The 16,936-nt window shown below is 42.3% G+C and carries 13 protein-coding genes; 1 reads left to right on the top strand and 12 read right to left on the bottom strand.

What is annotated here, in order from left to right; all coding sequences use genetic code 11:
* From PYV58_RS04845 to PYV58_RS04795, 11 genes are all read right to left on the bottom strand, one after another.
* Positions 1-1,578: an ABC transporter substrate-binding protein gene (locus PYV58_RS04845; RefSeq protein WP_034610648.1), complete on the bottom strand. Its 1,578-nt coding sequence runs from the start codon at positions 1,576-1,578 to the stop codon at positions 1-3.
* Positions 1,579-1,590: 12 nt separating this feature from the next.
* Positions 1,591-2,784 carry an LLM class flavin-dependent oxidoreductase gene (locus tag PYV58_RS04840; protein ID WP_034610645.1) on the bottom strand — a complete coding sequence of 398 codons (1,194 nt, stop codon included), beginning with the start codon at positions 2,782-2,784 and terminating at the stop codon, positions 1,591-1,593.
* Between the two features lie 33 nt (positions 2,785-2,817).
* A complete protein-coding gene (locus PYV58_RS04835; protein WP_004717530.1) occupies positions 2,818-3,528 on the bottom strand; it encodes a class II aldolase/adducin family protein in 711 nt (236 codons plus the stop codon).
* A 15-nt stretch (positions 3,529-3,543) separates the two neighbouring features.
* Entirely contained in the window at positions 3,544-4,602 is a 1,059-nt protein-coding gene (locus PYV58_RS04830) for an ABC transporter substrate-binding protein (RefSeq protein WP_004823403.1), read from the bottom strand.
* Positions 4,603-4,897: 295 nt separating this feature from the next.
* Positions 4,898-7,126, bottom strand: a complete 2,229-nt coding sequence (locus PYV58_RS04825) for a TonB-dependent siderophore receptor (RefSeq protein ID WP_034610643.1) — start codon at positions 7,124-7,126, stop codon at positions 4,898-4,900.
* Between the two features lie 143 nt (positions 7,127-7,269).
* Entirely contained in the window at positions 7,270-8,244 is a 975-nt protein-coding gene (locus PYV58_RS04820; protein WP_034610640.1) for a siderophore ABC transporter substrate-binding protein, read from the bottom strand.
* A gap of 6 nt (positions 8,245-8,250) precedes the next feature.
* Complete coding sequence (locus PYV58_RS04815) at positions 8,251-9,021, bottom strand: ATP-binding cassette domain-containing protein (protein ID WP_034610638.1); 771 nt, start codon at positions 9,019-9,021, stop codon at positions 8,251-8,253.
* Positions 9,018-9,926 carry an iron chelate uptake ABC transporter family permease subunit gene (locus PYV58_RS04810; protein ID WP_051670974.1) on the bottom strand — a complete coding sequence of 303 codons (909 nt, stop codon included), beginning with the start codon at positions 9,924-9,926 and terminating at the stop codon, positions 9,018-9,020. Before PYV58_RS04810 ends, PYV58_RS04815 begins: the two co-directional genes overlap by 4 nt.
* Before the next feature lie 35 nt (positions 9,927-9,961).
* Positions 9,962-10,906: an iron chelate uptake ABC transporter family permease subunit gene (locus PYV58_RS04805; RefSeq protein WP_034610632.1), complete on the bottom strand. Its 945-nt coding sequence runs from the start codon at positions 10,904-10,906 to the stop codon at positions 9,962-9,964.
* On the bottom strand, positions 10,906-12,675 hold the full coding sequence (locus PYV58_RS04800) for an ABC transporter ATP-binding protein (RefSeq protein WP_034610626.1): 1,770 nt from the start codon (positions 12,673-12,675) through the stop codon (positions 10,906-10,908). The genes PYV58_RS04805 and PYV58_RS04800 overlap by 1 nt, the downstream gene beginning before the upstream one ends.
* Positions 12,669-14,474 (bottom strand): ABC transporter ATP-binding protein, encoded by a 1,806-nt coding sequence (locus PYV58_RS04795; protein ID WP_034610623.1) that lies wholly within the window; start codon positions 14,472-14,474, stop codon positions 12,669-12,671. Before PYV58_RS04795 ends, PYV58_RS04800 begins: the two co-directional genes overlap by 7 nt.
* Positions 14,475-14,687: 213 nt before the next feature.
* On the opposite strand from PYV58_RS04795, the gene PYV58_RS04790 reads away from it, so the two are divergent.
* Positions 14,688-15,308, top strand: a complete 621-nt coding sequence (locus tag PYV58_RS04790; protein WP_004823413.1) for a TetR/AcrR family transcriptional regulator — start codon at positions 14,688-14,690, stop codon at positions 15,306-15,308.
* 158 nt (positions 15,309-15,466) lie between these two features.
* On the opposite strand, the gene PYV58_RS04785 is transcribed toward PYV58_RS04790, so the two are convergent.
* Entirely contained in the window at positions 15,467-16,915 is a 1,449-nt protein-coding gene (locus PYV58_RS04785) for an NAD-dependent succinate-semialdehyde dehydrogenase (protein WP_034610620.1), read from the bottom strand.
* Positions 16,916-16,936: the final 21 nt, after the last annotated feature.

Here is a 16,936-nt window from a genome sequence, read left to right as displayed (position 1 = left end):
TCACTCCCCTTTACGCCAAAACTCATCAGTTCGCCATGCTGCAAAACCGGTTCGATCAGGTGTTACACCACCAATCTGATGAGAATGTGCATCTAAAACATTGTTAAAACCCCAAATCAGTAAGCCACCTTGTTCATGCTGAATTTGCTGTGCCTCATGCACCAGAACTTTGCGTTTTTCCAGATCAGGCTGTTGCAATGCGTGATGCACCAGCTCCGTAAAACGGGCTTGATTAAAACGGGTTTTGTTATTGGCTGCACCGGGTCCATCAATCTGCAATACCGTCAATAAAAATGGACGAGAAACATTTGAACCTGTACTCAATGCCCAATCTTGTTTGACTGCATCTGCAAATGTTGCAGCTTCAACTTGTTTAACGTTTACAATCACGCCAGCTTGCGCTGCATGTTGCGCAAACACCAAGGCGGCATTGCTATCTGGTCCTGTATATAAATCAACTTTTAAGTTTTGATCAAAACCAGCGGCTTTTAATAGTGTTTTAGCTTTGGCTAAATCTTGCTTACGCTGTGGAATTTCATGGTTATAAACAGGATCACTAAATGAATACAGATCGTTGGCAATTCGCCCTTGTCCCGCCAATGCCCGTTTCACTAAATCATCCCGATTGGCAATCAAACGAAATGCTTGTCTGACACGAGGATCATTAAACGGTGCTTTAGTGGTATTCATGTCAAAGGATTGCCAAGCATCTGTTTCAGATGAAACAACATTCAGTCGTTTATTGGCTTGAATCAAAGATAAATGCTCGGCACTAATACCCGATGCAATATCAATTTGCCCTGATTGCAAAGCAGCAAGACGCCCGGTTTGGTCTTTAAAATCTATAATTTCAATGGCATCTGCATAAGGCTGATTGTCTTTCCAATAATTTTCAAAACGTACGAAACGGGAACGTTGACCTGGGGTAAAACTTTCCAGTTTAAACGGGCCTGCTCCGACGACATTCTTGATTGGATCATAATCTGTTGGAACAATACCACCCCAACTCATCCATGCTTCAGGTAAGGCTACTAATCCTTTGCCTTGAGCAAATGGAATTTCAACGGTGTAATCATCACGCTTTTTAATCGCTTCGCGCTGTAATGAATACAAATAAGCAGCAAAGGGAGACGCCAGTTTAGGATCGGTCAAACGACGTAAAGAGAAAATGACATCATCGGCTGTAATGGTTTTACCATGATGAAACTCAAGCCCTTTCTTTAACCGAATCGTCCATTTAGTCCCATCCTCATTGGGTTCTGCAAATTCAGCAAGCGCCAATTTAGGTTGAATATCTCGCCCCCACTCCCATAATTTGGCATATAACGGCCAACCTCTAAAGGCACTCGACATTCCAATTGGCTTATGGGCATCTAAATTTCCAGCTTGATTACCATTAATCACCCCAATTTTGATCATTCCACCTTTTTGCGGTGTGGCATGCTGGCTTGTATGTGCAGCAGCTTCATTTGCTGCTGAGGAATCGGAACGAGAACACCCGATCAGGCTTGCTGCTGCAATCGTACCTAGACCTAAACCAGTATTTTTAATTAATGCTCTACGCGTAATTTTACTCATAGGATTCTCCTTTTAAACTACAGTTTCTTGATTCAACAGAGAATCTACAGAGGAGCGTTTTTTTAACTTCGGTAACTCAAAACCATGATCGAGCTCAAGTAGAGGAAACAACAAGTCTGCAACACGGTAAACTTCAGTAATTAAAGGAAAACCCGACAAAATAAATGCAGATGTACCGTAGCTTTCATATTCTTTAATACGTTGAGCAATATTTTCAGCGCTCCCGACCAATGCGGTCCCCGCAGCGGGATTTAAGATATCAAAACCAAACAGTGATGGCCCTGTCCAAATATTTGGATAAATTTCAAAATCTTTAGCTTGAGGTAATATCCCCTGACGTAAGCGTTCTAAATTTTTTTGAACAATCGGGTTATTACTTTGATAGCTTTCAAAAGTTTCATTGGGTGGAAGCTGACGTTTTACTGCTTCAATCGCATAATTCACATCAATTTTATCGAGTAGAGACTGCGCGTATTGCCACGCTTCTTCTTCGGTTTCACGAACAATAATTTGTAAGCGAGTTCCATACTGCAAAGTTCGCCCAACTTTAGCGGCTTCTTTTGCAACCTTACTGAATTTTTCTCCCAGCAGCGGCGGTGTGTTGGCAAAGCTTAAATACACATCCAGCAATTCCACTGAATGTTGTACCCCTTTCGCTGATGTGCCAGCGCCCCACAGTGGTACGCCTTGTTTTTGGGTTGCCCCATGCCATTTTGACATCGGTGAAGCACCCTCTTGACGTGGAGCCACTTGAATAAACTCACCCTGAAAACCAGATTTATCGCCTAAATAATTCTGTTGAAATGTGCTCCAGTATTCTTTACTAAAGTCATAGCGTTCATCATGTGAATAATGAATACCCAATGCGGCAAGTCCCTGATCATTGCCATTGACCACATTAAACAACAAACGTCCCTGAGAGAATGCATCAAAAGTTTGTGCATATTTGGCTAAAACTGCGGGTTGAACTTCGCCTGGATGCTGTGCAACCAAAAACTTCAAGCGTTCAGTAAAAGGAATTAAACTCGCAGCAACCGCCAGTGTTTCATACTCACTTGTACCCATGAGCGAACCGTAAAACCCCAGACGATCTGCGGTAATTGCAATTTGTTGCAAATGTTCATAATCGGTATCCCAGCGTCCCGACTCCAACCATGGATAGGGACCATCAGGAGAGGTGAGATACCATAAAAGTTTTACAGCCATAATATTCTCTATATTTGTTTTTAAATCATGTTTCTAATGGAGTGGAAGTAATCCCAGTGATTTGGCTTTTTCAGTCAATCCGCTCATTTTCCACTGTTGCTGTAATACCCCTTGCCCATATTCACGACTTCCTCCAACCAGTTCTGCTAACAGTTGAATTTGAGCACCCTCTTCAAGCAATAAAATAAATTCAGCAGTTTCCTGTAGACCTTGACGCCCCCAAACTGTGGCACCGCCATTGGCTTCCAAAATAGCCCGATGCTCAATATCAATCTTGAGTTGATCTAAAATGAAATCGACTTCTGCCTGACGGCGATCGATATAAATCGGTAATTCATTAAATAAATGAAAACGCTGAACAGGCACATATCGAATCGGTAGGGTCCGGTGTGTTTGGGCCCAAGCACCTAAATTCGGTGCATGTACATGAGAGATTGTGGTGACATCTGCATGTTCACGAAACAGTTTGTTATAACGGCCACCAGCACCTTTTCGTCCCAATAAAACTTCACCATCAAGTTTCTCTACCAGTACTTTGCTTTTTTTATCTCGTGACCAAGGACCTGCATAGTTAAAGGTCACCAAGGTATTCTCAGGGGCGCGTTCAACAAAATTGACCGTGCCATTGGCTGTGATTGTGCCCGTCTCACGGAACACTTCAAATGCAAATTCAGCTTTTTCACGGTTGCGTTCAATAAAATCATTGAGTTCAGGGGAAAGTGGCGATTGAATCAGTGTAGTCATGATAAATATCCTGTTTTAACGTTGTTTATTTTGGCGACGCTTTAAAACTTCGAGTAATGGGCGATGATCGACCCATGTATCAAGATCTACGTCTTTTTCAAGGAAGCCATGTAACCAAAGAAAATCTTTTTGTTGTTTTAAAAGCTCAAGGCGTTCTTCACTTAATGAAGGATGTAAAGATTTATGGAAATTATTACGATACGCTGTAGCCACACTTTCAGCACCCGCAATGGTTTCATCTTGTAGAATAACCAGCACTTCATCTAAATGATCTTCTGCCCAGTCTGCGGTATCAAAAAGCTCTTCCAGAAAATCCACGACGACATCAAAGTGATGTTCCAATAAATCTTCATGTACCGTGATAGGACGAGGTGTCCCGTTGTTCACACGCGAAGTCACATCTGCAAATTGATCTAAATCGATACCGACTTTTAAACCACGTTTGGTGGCTGCCTCAACAGCCGATGCCCCTTTGACATACACGGCATCCACCTCACCTGTAATCAATGCATCAAGGCCTGACCAATAGGCACTGGCATCACGATCTTGTTTCGATTCAGCTCGCTCAGGAACTTCAATAAAATCAACATCACGAAAACTTAAATTTGCAAGTTGTAAAGCCCCTCGAATACCTTGCAATGACATGGCTCTAAAAATACTGCCTGCACGTTTGTCAGCATATTCAGGTAAAGCCACTTTGGCATTTTTTAAGTCTTCAGGTTGACGAATTGCTGAATCAGGTCGAACAATAATCACTTGCCATTCATCAATCCAAGTTAATCCAATCAGACGACTTGGGGCACCTTCTGAACGTGCAGCCAAAGCAGGTACATTGCCACCCTCACGGAATAAAGCCGGAAGCTGATGATCAAAATGATGCACAGACAAGCCTTTACGCGCATCTTGCAATACCGCAACATCAATACCATGTCGCTCAAATTTTTCGACTAAGGTGCCGCGCTTTAATGAGATTCCTGTTGCAGTGGGTACTGGACATCGTGTGACCCAAATTTCAGATAAAGTACTTTTTACAAATTCTTTAGAATTTTCTTTTTTATCGACGACAAGTGACATAGGTATTCCTTAAGATACTTCCAATTTCATATCACTTGTATTGAGCAGCTTTTATGCCAATATTTATTTTTATAATTTTCAATTACTTATTCAAAATTCAATTTTAATAAATGTTTAGATTTCATCACTTGTTTTAGATTTAGTGTTGTTTTATCAACAGCACTTTAAGCAAGCCTGCCCTGAGACAAAAAAAACCATCCGCTTTATTTTTGATTAAACAGATTTAAATGATTTAAAGCGCCTCATTGAATCAACATACAGCACCATATAAAAATATAGTGCTGTATCGCTTAAATTAAAAATCGATAGAAGCCGACAGCATATAAGTTCGAGGTGCGCCCAAGGCTAAACTGGACAATTGTGGCATGCCCCAATAGGCCTTATTGGTCACGTTATTGATACTCGCAGCTAAGCTCAGAGGAAAACTTGAAACATTGGTCTTGTATCTCGCCCCAACATCAAACAGTGTCCGTCCAGAAGCATGTAATGTATTTTCCTGATTGATATATTGCTTTGAAACTGCTGTGGCATTTCCAGTCAAGGTTAAACCCTGCAACATCGAAATATCCCACTCCATGCCTAATTTCGCCTGTTGCTTGGCAACCCCAGTCGCAGTATTGCCTTGATTTTTACCACCTGCAGTTTTGGTCAATTCAGGATCAATATAGGCAACACCACCGATTACACGAAGATTCGCAATAGGTGCTCCAAAGAAGCTCCATTCAACTCCTCTATTGCGCTGCTCGCCATCAGCAGTAAAAACATTGCTGATGGGATCGGTATAGCTACTTGGTTTTTCAATTTCAAACAGACTCAAAGTGTTTGAGAATTTACCCAAGTCTACTTTAACCCCAAGCTCTTTTTGTTTTGTTTTAAAAGGTGCAAAAACTTCACCCGCATTTGCCGCAGTATACGGTGCGGTTGAGCCTTGGCTTAAGCCTTCTATATAGTTTGCATATAAGGAAATATGCGCTGTGGCTTTAAACAATATCGCAGCCCCAGGTGTGGTGGCACTTTCATCATAACGTGATGTTCGACTGCCTGTAACAATATTAAAAGCTTCACTCAGCACATTCTGTTGTCGTACACCAAAGGTCAATTGGACTTGATCTTGAGCAAAAGATAAGGTGTCCGCAATCCCATAACTGTTTAAACGAGATGCTGTTTTAGAAATATGTGGCGCATTAAAGCGAACTGGATTTCCCCAAACTGGATGATAAAGATTGGTGATCCATTCAGCCCCAGCCACGTTTCTTACCCCATAGTCATTTTGATCATGTTGGTAATACGTTGCATTGACAACCCATTGGTGACCAATAGATCCTGTATCAAATTTTCCTTTTATGCCCAGATCAGCTGATTTCTTTTCAAGATCAAAAGCCAACTGACCAATCTTGGTTTCGAGCCTGCCTTGACTGTCGAGCACGGTCGCCGACATGGCACCATTATATTTATAATCGGTTTTACTTTGTCCATAAGTGGCATATGCCATAACTCGATCACTCAAGTCATATTCGCCACGAAGCATAGCGCCCTTATCTTTGGTTTCAACAAAAGACCAGTCTGGATTTAATAGTGTGTCTGGTTTTGGTGGTTTAGGAATCGCAACCCCTGAGAGTAAATTAATCCCACGGTTGACACCATCTACTCGATCCTCAGCTGTATAGAGGTCTGCTGAAATACGTGCACGTTCACCACGCCAATCCAGACCTAAAGAAACTAAGGCTGTTTTTTTATCTTGGTCCTTAATTGCCCCTGTTCCATCACGATATACTGTATTTAAACGTACACCAAAATCTTTATTTTGACCGAAACGTCTGCCGATATCGAGATGACCACCAAACTGTGAATCAGACATATAGGTCGCGGTAAAACGTTGCAATGGATCATCGCCTGCACGCTTGCTGACTAAATTGACCATGCCCCCCACAGATCCTGCTGGCGGCATACCATTGAGTAATGCTGTAGGTCCTTTAAGGACCTCGATTCGTTCAAACATTTCAGGAGAGGTTCGATAAAAAGGTGTGATGCCAAACATACCATTCATTGACATATCACTTGTACTCGAAGCAAAGCCACGAATATAGTAGTTTTCACTCCAGCCGCCACTGGCGCCATTGGTAAATACCGAAGGGTCGGTTTTAGCAATGACATCGGTAATATCTTTTGCCTGTTGATTTTCAATATATTGGTCTGTATAGCCAATGCTATTAAATGGCGTTTCTAAAAAGCCTTTCTCACCTAAAAAACCCAACTTATTTTGCGAAGAAATCTGCCCCGCTAAAACACTGTTTTTTTCATTCACAGCTTGTACATGGATGGTGGGTAAATTTTGCAATCCCTCGTGATCTGATGATGGCAGATCAGGTGTTTGCGCATGAATTGTTGAGATCGGAATCACCAAAGTTAATCCGAAACCCAACAACAGTTGAGCGGAAATCAAGTTTTTCAGTTTAAATTGCGGGCTTGAATCTCGACACTGTGATTTCAAAGCATGCTGAAAAAGTGGACGACCATATTTCATATACAAATTTCCTTTCATTTTTTAAGCACAAGTTTCCCTATCACACTTTTTTTATTGAAAAGTATGCTGTAGTCACTTGTTCACGGTATGGGTGCTTTGGCTAGAGCTTATCTGGCTATAAATTTATCGTGTAAAGACCTAATTCATAGCTGATACCCCTTGATGACATCATCAATTAAAATATGCATGGAAGTTGGGCTTGCCGCAGTGATGTACCAAGCATCTGCATCAACAAAAACCACTTTGCCATTTTTCCATGCTTTGGTTTGGCGTAATAAAGGATTACTCATCCGCTCAGCATCAATCGTAGGACGATGTTCCATGACGGCTGTACGATCGACGATATACAAAATATCGGGATCAGCCTGTTTGATAAATTCACTAGAAATCGGTTGACCATGCAAACTTGTATCTACCACTGTACTGGCTGGTTTTACTCCAAATGCATTAAATACAAAGCCATAACGTGACTGAACCCCAAAGTTGCTAAAGGCACCATTGTTATGTAAGACCACCAAAGCTTTTTCAGGACGATTTGCAGTTATTTTGCGTACTTCTGCTAATTTGGCATCCAATGCATCTACTTTTTGCGTTGCCAATTGCTGTTGATTAAAGATCTGGCCTAAAGTGATCAAATGCGCTTTAATCGTCTCAATGTGATGCTGCTGACTGTTATTGAAATTGATGTCATAGTGCACAGTCGGTGCAATTTTACTCAACGCTTGATACTGATTTGCTTGCAGTGGCGTCATTAAGATGATGTCTGGTTTGAGTGTGTAAATCCGTTCCATATTGGGTTGAACAATCGCACCTAGATCTTGAACCTTTTGATCATCTTTATACTTTTGCAAAAAATGCGGTACATAATCTTTGGGCATACCCGCAATAGGAATACTCAGTTGATCAAGAAAATCAGCTTCATTCATATCCAATACCGCAACACGTTGAGGATGATAGGCAATGCTGGTGGTTCCTAGTTCATGTTTAACCATGATCGGGGTTGCTAATTTTTGAGCCCCTTGGTTCGCATCAGCAGCAGGTTTTTTGTCACATCCCGATAAGCTGATTGCGGCTATCATGCTCAGTGCCAGAGTCCAGCCGTTATTTTTCCATTTCATGTGTATTCAAGCTCCTGTTGAGTTGAAGTAGTTGCACATACAGCCTTGTTCACTGTAGGTAATTTCAAAATCAAGTTCATACAAATCATCTAATTGTTGCGCAGTAATCACCTGTTTGACTGGACCACTAAAATGCAGTTTGCCGTTCTTCAAGGCAACAATATGGTCAGAATAATTCGCTGCAAAATTGATGTCATGAATCACCAGAATGACGGTACGCCCCTGTTCATCACATAAACGACGTAATGCATGCATGATCTGAACAGCATGTTTCATATCAAGGTTATTTAAAGGCTCGTCCAATAAAAGTACTTCAGTCTGCTGAGCAATGGTCATCGCCAGAAAAGCCATCTGCCGTTGACCACCACTCAGTTCATCGATATAGGCTTTACGTAATGCTTCTAAATTTAGAAATTGAATTGCCTCATCAATCACCTGATGATCGTTTGCGGTCAAAGCACCACCGCTATAAGGGAACCGCCCAAAAGACACTAGTTCTTCTACGCTCATGCGTAAGTTAAAGCTTGGAGACTGTCGTAAGGTTGCAACATATTTGGCATATTCAGCCGTTCGGATCTGGGTAATATCTTTCTGCTGAAATAAAATTTGACCTTGATCAGGGCTCGATAAATTCGCCAGCATCATCAATAATGTTGATTTACCCGCCCCATTTGGACCAATGAGTGAAGTCACCTGCTTTTCAGGAAATTCAATATTGACATCCGAAAGCACACTTTTTCCCCCATAGGCTTTATGGATATTACGCACCCTAATCATGAAACACCTCTGGCACGAACTGTCAGTACAAGAAAGTACACACCACATACCAAATTGACTAAAATACTGACTGTCGTTTTATAATTAAAAACATGCTCAACTAAAATCTGAGCGAGAATAAATATAGCAATCGCTACAACACAGCCGATAGCTAAGGTAAATTTATGTTGATGTGTTCCTGCGAGTGCATAAGCAATATTGGCAATAAACACCCCCATAAATGCGGTAGGGCCAATCAAGCTGGTTGAAATTGCAACCAAGATCGCAATCAAGGCAAGATAAAATTTGACGTATTGATGATGATCAATCCCCAATGAAATTGCCTGTTCACGACCGAGCACCATCACATCCAAAACAGCATATTTTTTTCTCAGTAACCCAAGAACCATAACAACCGTCACCACTGCATAAATTAATGTTTCAGGTTTAGAACGATTAAATGAGGCATAGCTGAGTCCTTGAAATACTGAAAACTCACCGGGGCTTATTTTGAGCTGGATAAACTGAGTGACGGTACTAATCACCATGGTGAGCACTAAGCCAAATAACAGCAGTTGAAAGACATCATTGCGCACTCGGTTCAACAACCAACGGTGCATTGCCCACGAATAAAACAGCATCAGCAAGATTGAAACAAAGAAATTTCCATTTAAACCCAGCCATGACAATCCAGAAGTGCCAAGAAAAAACAGCAACATGACCTGCCATAACAAATAGACGGCTTCATAGCCCATGATGGATGGGGTTAAAATACGATTGCCGACGATGGTCTGAAAGATAATCGAAGAAAATGCAACACATATTCCACCAAGCACGATTGTGGCGAGCCGAACCAGCCGTTGCGGAATGACATAAGCAAAATCAAATCCTGCATTTAGAAAGACAAACAATACCGCCAGCACCATTACGCCGAATACCAGCAGCGATAGCTTCAACTTTGTCACGATCGAAGCCCCCTCAGAATTAACATGAGGAATAAAACCCCACCGACACCACCAGCAGTTAAACCGATAGGCACTTCAAAGGGATAAAGTACAGAACGTCCGATAAGGTCACAGACCAGCAGTAAAGAAGCACCTGCCAAAGCCACAATGGGTAAGGTTTTTGCCAAGTTTTCGCCATACATCAAGGCAACCAGATTGGGAACCACCAATCCTACAAAAGGAATAGCGCCAACGGTAATCACCGTTGCTGCAACAGTGATTGCAACCAGCAACAAGCCAATTGCAGCCATCCTTGCATAGCCTAGCCCCAGACTTGAGGCCATTTCCTCACCCATCCCCAGTACCGTAAAGCGATGAGCAAAAACATAGCTCAGCACCACGATGGGCAAGATGATATAAATCATTTCATAGTGGCCTTGAATGACTCTTGAAAAGTCCCCCATCAGCCAGCCTTGCATACTCTGCAAAATATTATTGCGATAAGCATAGAACTCTGCCAATGCACTTAATATGCCGCCATACATCAAACCAATCACGGGCACTAAAACGGTATTCCTAAATTGGATACGGCGAATGATGGCGATATAAATCAGACTGGCAAGAAAACAAAAAAGCATCGCAAACAGCATTTTACTGAGTACACTTGCGGCTGGAATGAGGGTTAATGACACTAAAATTCCAAGCTTGGCGGCATCCAAACTCCCAGTTGTACCCGGTTCAACAAAACGATTTCGGACAATATGCTGTAAGATCACGCCACACACTGACAAACCCACACCCGTTAATACAATCGTGATCAAACGTGGAATCCGACTTGCACTAAGGGTGAGCCATGCATCACTCGATGCAGAAAATAAATCTGACCATGCGATTTGCTGAGCACCCAGCAGTAAGGATGCGATGCACAACATACCAAACAGCAACAATAAAACGACAGGCATTAGGCATGCTCTCCGACCTGTACATTTTTGCCTAGTCGCCATCCTTTAACCGCCTGCCCCTGCGCTAAATAACGGGCATAATGCCCATGTAACAAGCGTAATTGTGCGGTTGTTCCCTGCTCAATCACTCGGCCTTTTTCCAATACCGCGATGTGATCTGCGGCAGCAATTGTCGAGAGTTGATGTGCGATCACCAATATTGTTTTTTGACCCCGTAAGCGATTCAGCAATTCACAAATAATCGCCTGATTTTCTGCATCTAAAGCAGCAGTTGCTTCATCCACCAAAAGAATAGGTGCGTCTTTAATCAACGCGCGTGCAATGGTAATCCGTTGTCGTTCACCGCCTGATAGTCGTACACCACCCTCTCCCACCATGCTTTCAAGACCATCAGGAAGGCGCGCCAGCATTTCTGTGATGCCCGCTTGCTGGACTGCCTGCATTACCTGATCATCGGTTGCATTGGCTTTACCTATACGAATATTCTGAGCAATCGAGCCCGAAAACAAATAGTTGTCTTGGAAGATTTGACTGATCTGTGTAGTCAGTTGTTCATAACGTAATTGCTTGACATCCACCCCACCTAACAGCACTTGCCCTTGATTGACATCAAAAAAACGAGCAACGAGCTTGGCTAAAGTGGTTTTTCCAGAACCAGAAGCACCAATCAGCGCCATCATACTGCCTGAAGGGATATATAAATCCACACCCTTTAAGACATCAGGCTCATCCTCTGCATAACGGAATTGAACATTTTTAAATTCAATCGATGCATCATTGGGGCTTTTAGAAATCTCAACTTGTGCTAATGCTTTGGCGTTAAAAATCTGTTGTATGGCTTCAAGTTGACTGCCTGCACTACGCAATACTTCGCTATAGCTTGCAACCTCAAGCAAGGTGTCAATAAATCGACAAACGAGGAGCAGTGAAACGCTAATGTTAACAATGTCTGCCAATAAGAGCTGATTTGCGCTGTGGATGTTTAGCCAAAACACCGTAACAATCAAAAATACCGCAAACACAATTTGAATGGCCCAGCTATTCAATACCGCAGATAAGGACGACATTAAAATAAGCTTTAAACCGAAATGTCGTTGCTGGTCTACAGCTTGATGAATAAATCGGGTGCTACGACCTTCACCATTAAAAGCACGTAAAACGGATTGAGCTTGCGCAAACTCCACCATACGTTGGCTTGTTTCAGCAAAACTCTGTTGGTATCGCTCATCTGTAAAACGAGCAATTTTACTGGTCAATCGAAAGACCAGCACAATCAACGGAAGCGCAACCAATGCAATCAAGCCGAACACACCATGTATACATAACAATGCGATGACAATGACCAAAGGCGTGATCACACTGCTAATCACAGGGGTAAAAACGTGTGCTGGTAATTGTGCAACCGACATCATGCCTTGAGTGACAAGATGATTGAATTGAGTGGTATTTTGTTGGGTAAACCAACCGACTGGTAGACTTGCGGCATGATGCCCCAAACGCAGACGGGCATTTTCTAAAACAGCAATACCAACCGCAATTCCCATTTGCTCCACTACGCGGCGAAGACACCAACACAGAATGATTGCAAAAAATAATAAGATCAGCCAAAGCGCCATTTGATCAAGATTAGCAAGCATCAATTGAGACAAAATCAACGCCAACATGATCAGGCTCAGACCACAAAACACAGCATATACAACTGCCATCGCCAGATAACGGTGAAGAATAATGACATCATCACCCAGCAATTGAGAAAAGGTTTTTAGCATGATGCTTCTCCCATTTGCGTGTGAACATGCTTTTCGGTATAGGACCATAATTGGTGATATAAACCTTGCTGAGCGAACAACGCTTCATGGGTCCCCTGTTCAACAATTTGTCCTTGATCAAGGACAAGAATTTGGTCAGCATTCATAATGGTATCTAAACGATGTGCAATAACTAAAAGGGTTCGACCTTGAGCAAATTTTGAAAGTGCATCCTGAATTGCAATTTCATTTTCAATATCAGCGGCAGCTGTGGCCTCGTCCAGCACCAATATCGGTGGGTCCAGTAAAATTGCTCTGGCAATACTGATCCTTTGTCGTTCCCCTCCTGACAACTGGGCATCTTTCCCCACAATAGATTGATAGCCCTGCGGCAACGCCATAATTCGATCATGAATATTTGCCGCCTTTGCTGCGTGTTCTATTTCTTGTTGGTTGGCGTTTGGACGTCCGAGAGCAATATTGTCACGTACACTGGCATGAATGAGACGAGTATCCTGCAAAACAAATCCGATCTGTTGATAAAGTGTGGTGGTTTGAATATCGCGTAGATCTACGCCACCAAGCATGATCTTTCCTGCAACAGGATCAAAAAAGCGTAGCAACAGCTGAGCAATGGTTGACTTCCCTGCACCCGATGGACCGACAATTGCAGTGATGGTTCCAGACTTAAGTGAAAAATTAAGATCCGATAGCACTTGATGCTGCGCTGTATAGCCATAGCTGACTTGATGAAAATCAATACTGCTGTCTTTAATCTGTAATTGTGGATTCCCTTTAGCCATTGGCAATACTGGTGTATCCAATAATGCCAAAATTCGCTGTGCGGCAGCCTGACTGGCTTGTAGATCATGTAATAAGGTATGCAACAATAAAACAGGGGCACAGATGGTTGGTGTAATCAACATAAAAGGCAGTAAATTTATGGGTTTAAGCCAACCCAAAGAAATCAATAGTGTTCCACTCAGCAGTACAACACCTAATATGGTAATCGGTGAAATCATCGCATGGGCATGCGCCATAGATTTGACTAAGGGACGAGTAAATATTCGAAAAGCATCTGCAAAGGAATGAACAGCCTGCTGGTAGCCCTGTGAAGCCTGACCACTTTTGCCAAAGGTTTTGACGACGGGTATCGCATGGATAAATTCAACAGCGGCACTATTGATCTGACCCAGCTGAGTGGCAAATTGCTGAATATTATTTCCACTGGCACGCATGGCTTTGCGTAAAAATATGACAAAGCCTAAAAATGGCAACAATGCTAAAATTGCCATGCGCCAGTCCATCATCAATAGAAAAATTACAGCAACACTAATTGTGCCGAATGCACGTCCAACAGCGGGATAAAAATGTGCAGTTAAACTATGCAACAGACCAATGTCATCCTGCATGATTTGTTTAACTTCTCCCGAACTTCTGCCTGTAAACCAACCCAGAGGAACTTGGGTCAGATGCTGGGTTATATTGCTTTGCAATTGCCCAGTAATTTCATGATCAGCCAAATGCGCGATTAACTCACTGACAGTCAACAAAAGCATGCCGAGCAACAAACACCCGATACTGAGTAACATCATCCATAGGATTTTATCGTCACCCTGTTGTGATCCACCAAGTGTGGTTACTTCGGTAAATATAGTACTGATCACCCATGTAATCGCGATCAAAGGCACCAAGGTGAGCATTGAACCAACCGCTGCCGTGACCGAAGCCAAAATTAACTTGAGCCGAATTGGATGCAATATAAAATTCAATGGATTTGAATACTGAGCCTGAACTTCTTTTACATGACTTGCACACATAACAGTAAAAATCCTGTGTCTGATCGTTCATATCCATTCGCTTTTGGTCAGTTGATTCTGCCTAAAACTTCGCTAGATATGCCATCAAACAATAATGAGAATTAATATCAATAGATTTAGTTGCATTGTAGTAAACTAATTAAGCAAAGTAAACGATTTGACCCTCATCCATTCACATGGCAACATTAAAAAATTAATTTTTGCGGAATAAATATGTCTTCTCTGAGCAAACCGTCTTCTCGCGGTCGCCCACGTACCATCACCCATGAACGCATCATGAATGCTGGGATTGAGATCGGTTTATTGAACCTTACATTTGTTGGCGTTGCAGCTGCACTTGGGGTCAGTCATATGGCGTTATACAAACATATTGCCAGTTTAGAAGACCTCAAATATTTGATTGCAGAAGAAATTTTTATTCGTTGGGAAATACCGCAGCCTTTAGAAAAAAATCCGATTCCATTAAAACAATATCTGTTTGAATTTATGCATTCAATTCGGGAACTGGTGAAATCCAACCCTGGTTTTACCCCCTATTTAATTCGTCGCATGGCATCTACACCTTCGATGATTGCCAAAATTGAAAAACATCATCATCAAGTTGCGGCGGCTTATTCTCTTTCTGAAAAGCAGGCAGGCTGGTTAAATGCAACCATTGCATTTCACTGTATCGCGGTTGCAGATACGATTTATTCTGTGGCGGGTAAAGAACCGATTAAAGACACACAACGTGCCGCTGAAGAAGCAGAAATGGAGGCGGAATTTATCCAGAGTATGGAAGCATTAATCATTGGGGCACTAACCATGATCAATCAAAGAGATGATTTAAAATAACCAGATATAAGACTTTATAGATTCAGGCTGTCTTTAACAGCTGATTCGCTAAGATCATTGTGCAATGGCTAAGCTACAAATTAAATTTTCCCTAAATTAAAAAATCAGTCTTGAATGGGCAAGACTGATTTTTAAAAAGCATGATGAAAAGAACGTATTTATACAGATAAATCCACACATAGATATTTCATTTCGAGATATTCATCAATACCAAATTTAGAACCTTCACGCCCTAAACCAGATTGTTTAATTCCACCAAATGGCGCAACTTCATTTGAAATAGCACCAGTATTAATACCAACCATGCCATATTCCAATGCTTCACCTACACGCCATTGACGTGCTGAACTCTGTGTAAATACATAAGTCGCCAGTCCAAACTCCGTATCATTTGCCATTGCCACAGCTTGTTCTTCATTGCTAAAACGAAATAATGCAGCCAAAGGACCGAAGGTTTCTTGCTTTGCAACGTGCATGTTTTGAGTCACCTCAGTTAACACCGTCGGCTCAAAGAAAGTTCCGCCTAAACTTGAACGTTTTCCGCCAATTTTAATCTGTGCCCCTTTACTGATTGCATCTGCAATATGTGATTGCACTTTAGCAACAGCATCTTCATCAATTAAAGGGCCTTGAGTTGAGCCTTCTTGACGACCATCGCCAACTTTTAAGTTCGCCACAGCAGCTGTCAATTTTTCAGCCAATGCATCGTAAATGCCATCTTGTACATAGATACGATTCGCGCAAACACAGGTCTGACCACTATTACGGAATTTACTCAGCATAATGCCTTGTACGGCTTGTTCCAGATTGGCATCATCAAAAACCAATACTGGTGCGTTGCCACCAAGCTCCAGTGATAATTTTTTGATTGTTGGCGCACACTGTTGCATTAAAATACGGCCTACTTGAGTTGAACCCGTAAAACTCAGCTTTTTAACAGTATCACTTTCACACAGTGTTTTACCGACTTCAATTGCATCACCACTGATATGAAGCAATACATCTTGTGGCAAACCCGCTTGTACTGCCAAGACTTCTAAGGCATATGCCGTTAATGGCGTTTGCTCCGCAGGTTTAACCAGCATCGAACAACCCGCAGCAATGGCAGGCGCAGCTTTACGGGTAATCATCGCTGCAGGGAAATTCCATGGCGTAATCGCAGCTGTTACCCCAATCGCTTGTTTAATAACCAGCAAACGCTGATTTGGCTGTGTTGGGGTCAGCACCTCACCATCAATACGACGCGCCTGTTCGGCAAACCAGCGAATAAATGAAGCCGCATAAGTAATTTCACCACGTGCTTCCAACAAAGGCTTACCTTGCTCTGCGGTCAAGATTTGTGCGAGTTGCTCCTGATTTTGCAAAATCAAGTTGTACCATGCCCACAACACATCCGCACGCTGCAAGGCTGTTTTTGCTTTCCACATCCGTTGTGCAGCTTGTGAACGGCTAATTGCTTGTTCGACCGCCTGACGATCAGATGCTTTCACCCATGCTAATGGCACATGAGTTGCAGCATCACTCACTTCGATGTAGCCATCATTTAACGGTGGTTCAAAGTGAATATCTGCATGCTGTAGTAAATATTTCAAATGATCTTGAAGCATTTCAATCCCCCATTTCTTATG

Source organism: Acinetobacter sp. TAC-1, from assembly GCF_029025845.1.
GTDB classification, from domain to species: domain Bacteria; phylum Pseudomonadota; class Gammaproteobacteria; order Pseudomonadales; family Moraxellaceae; genus Acinetobacter; species Acinetobacter guillouiae.
The sequence above is the reverse complement of the archived record's forward strand: the minus strand, read 5'-3'. Positions and strand labels throughout refer to the sequence as shown.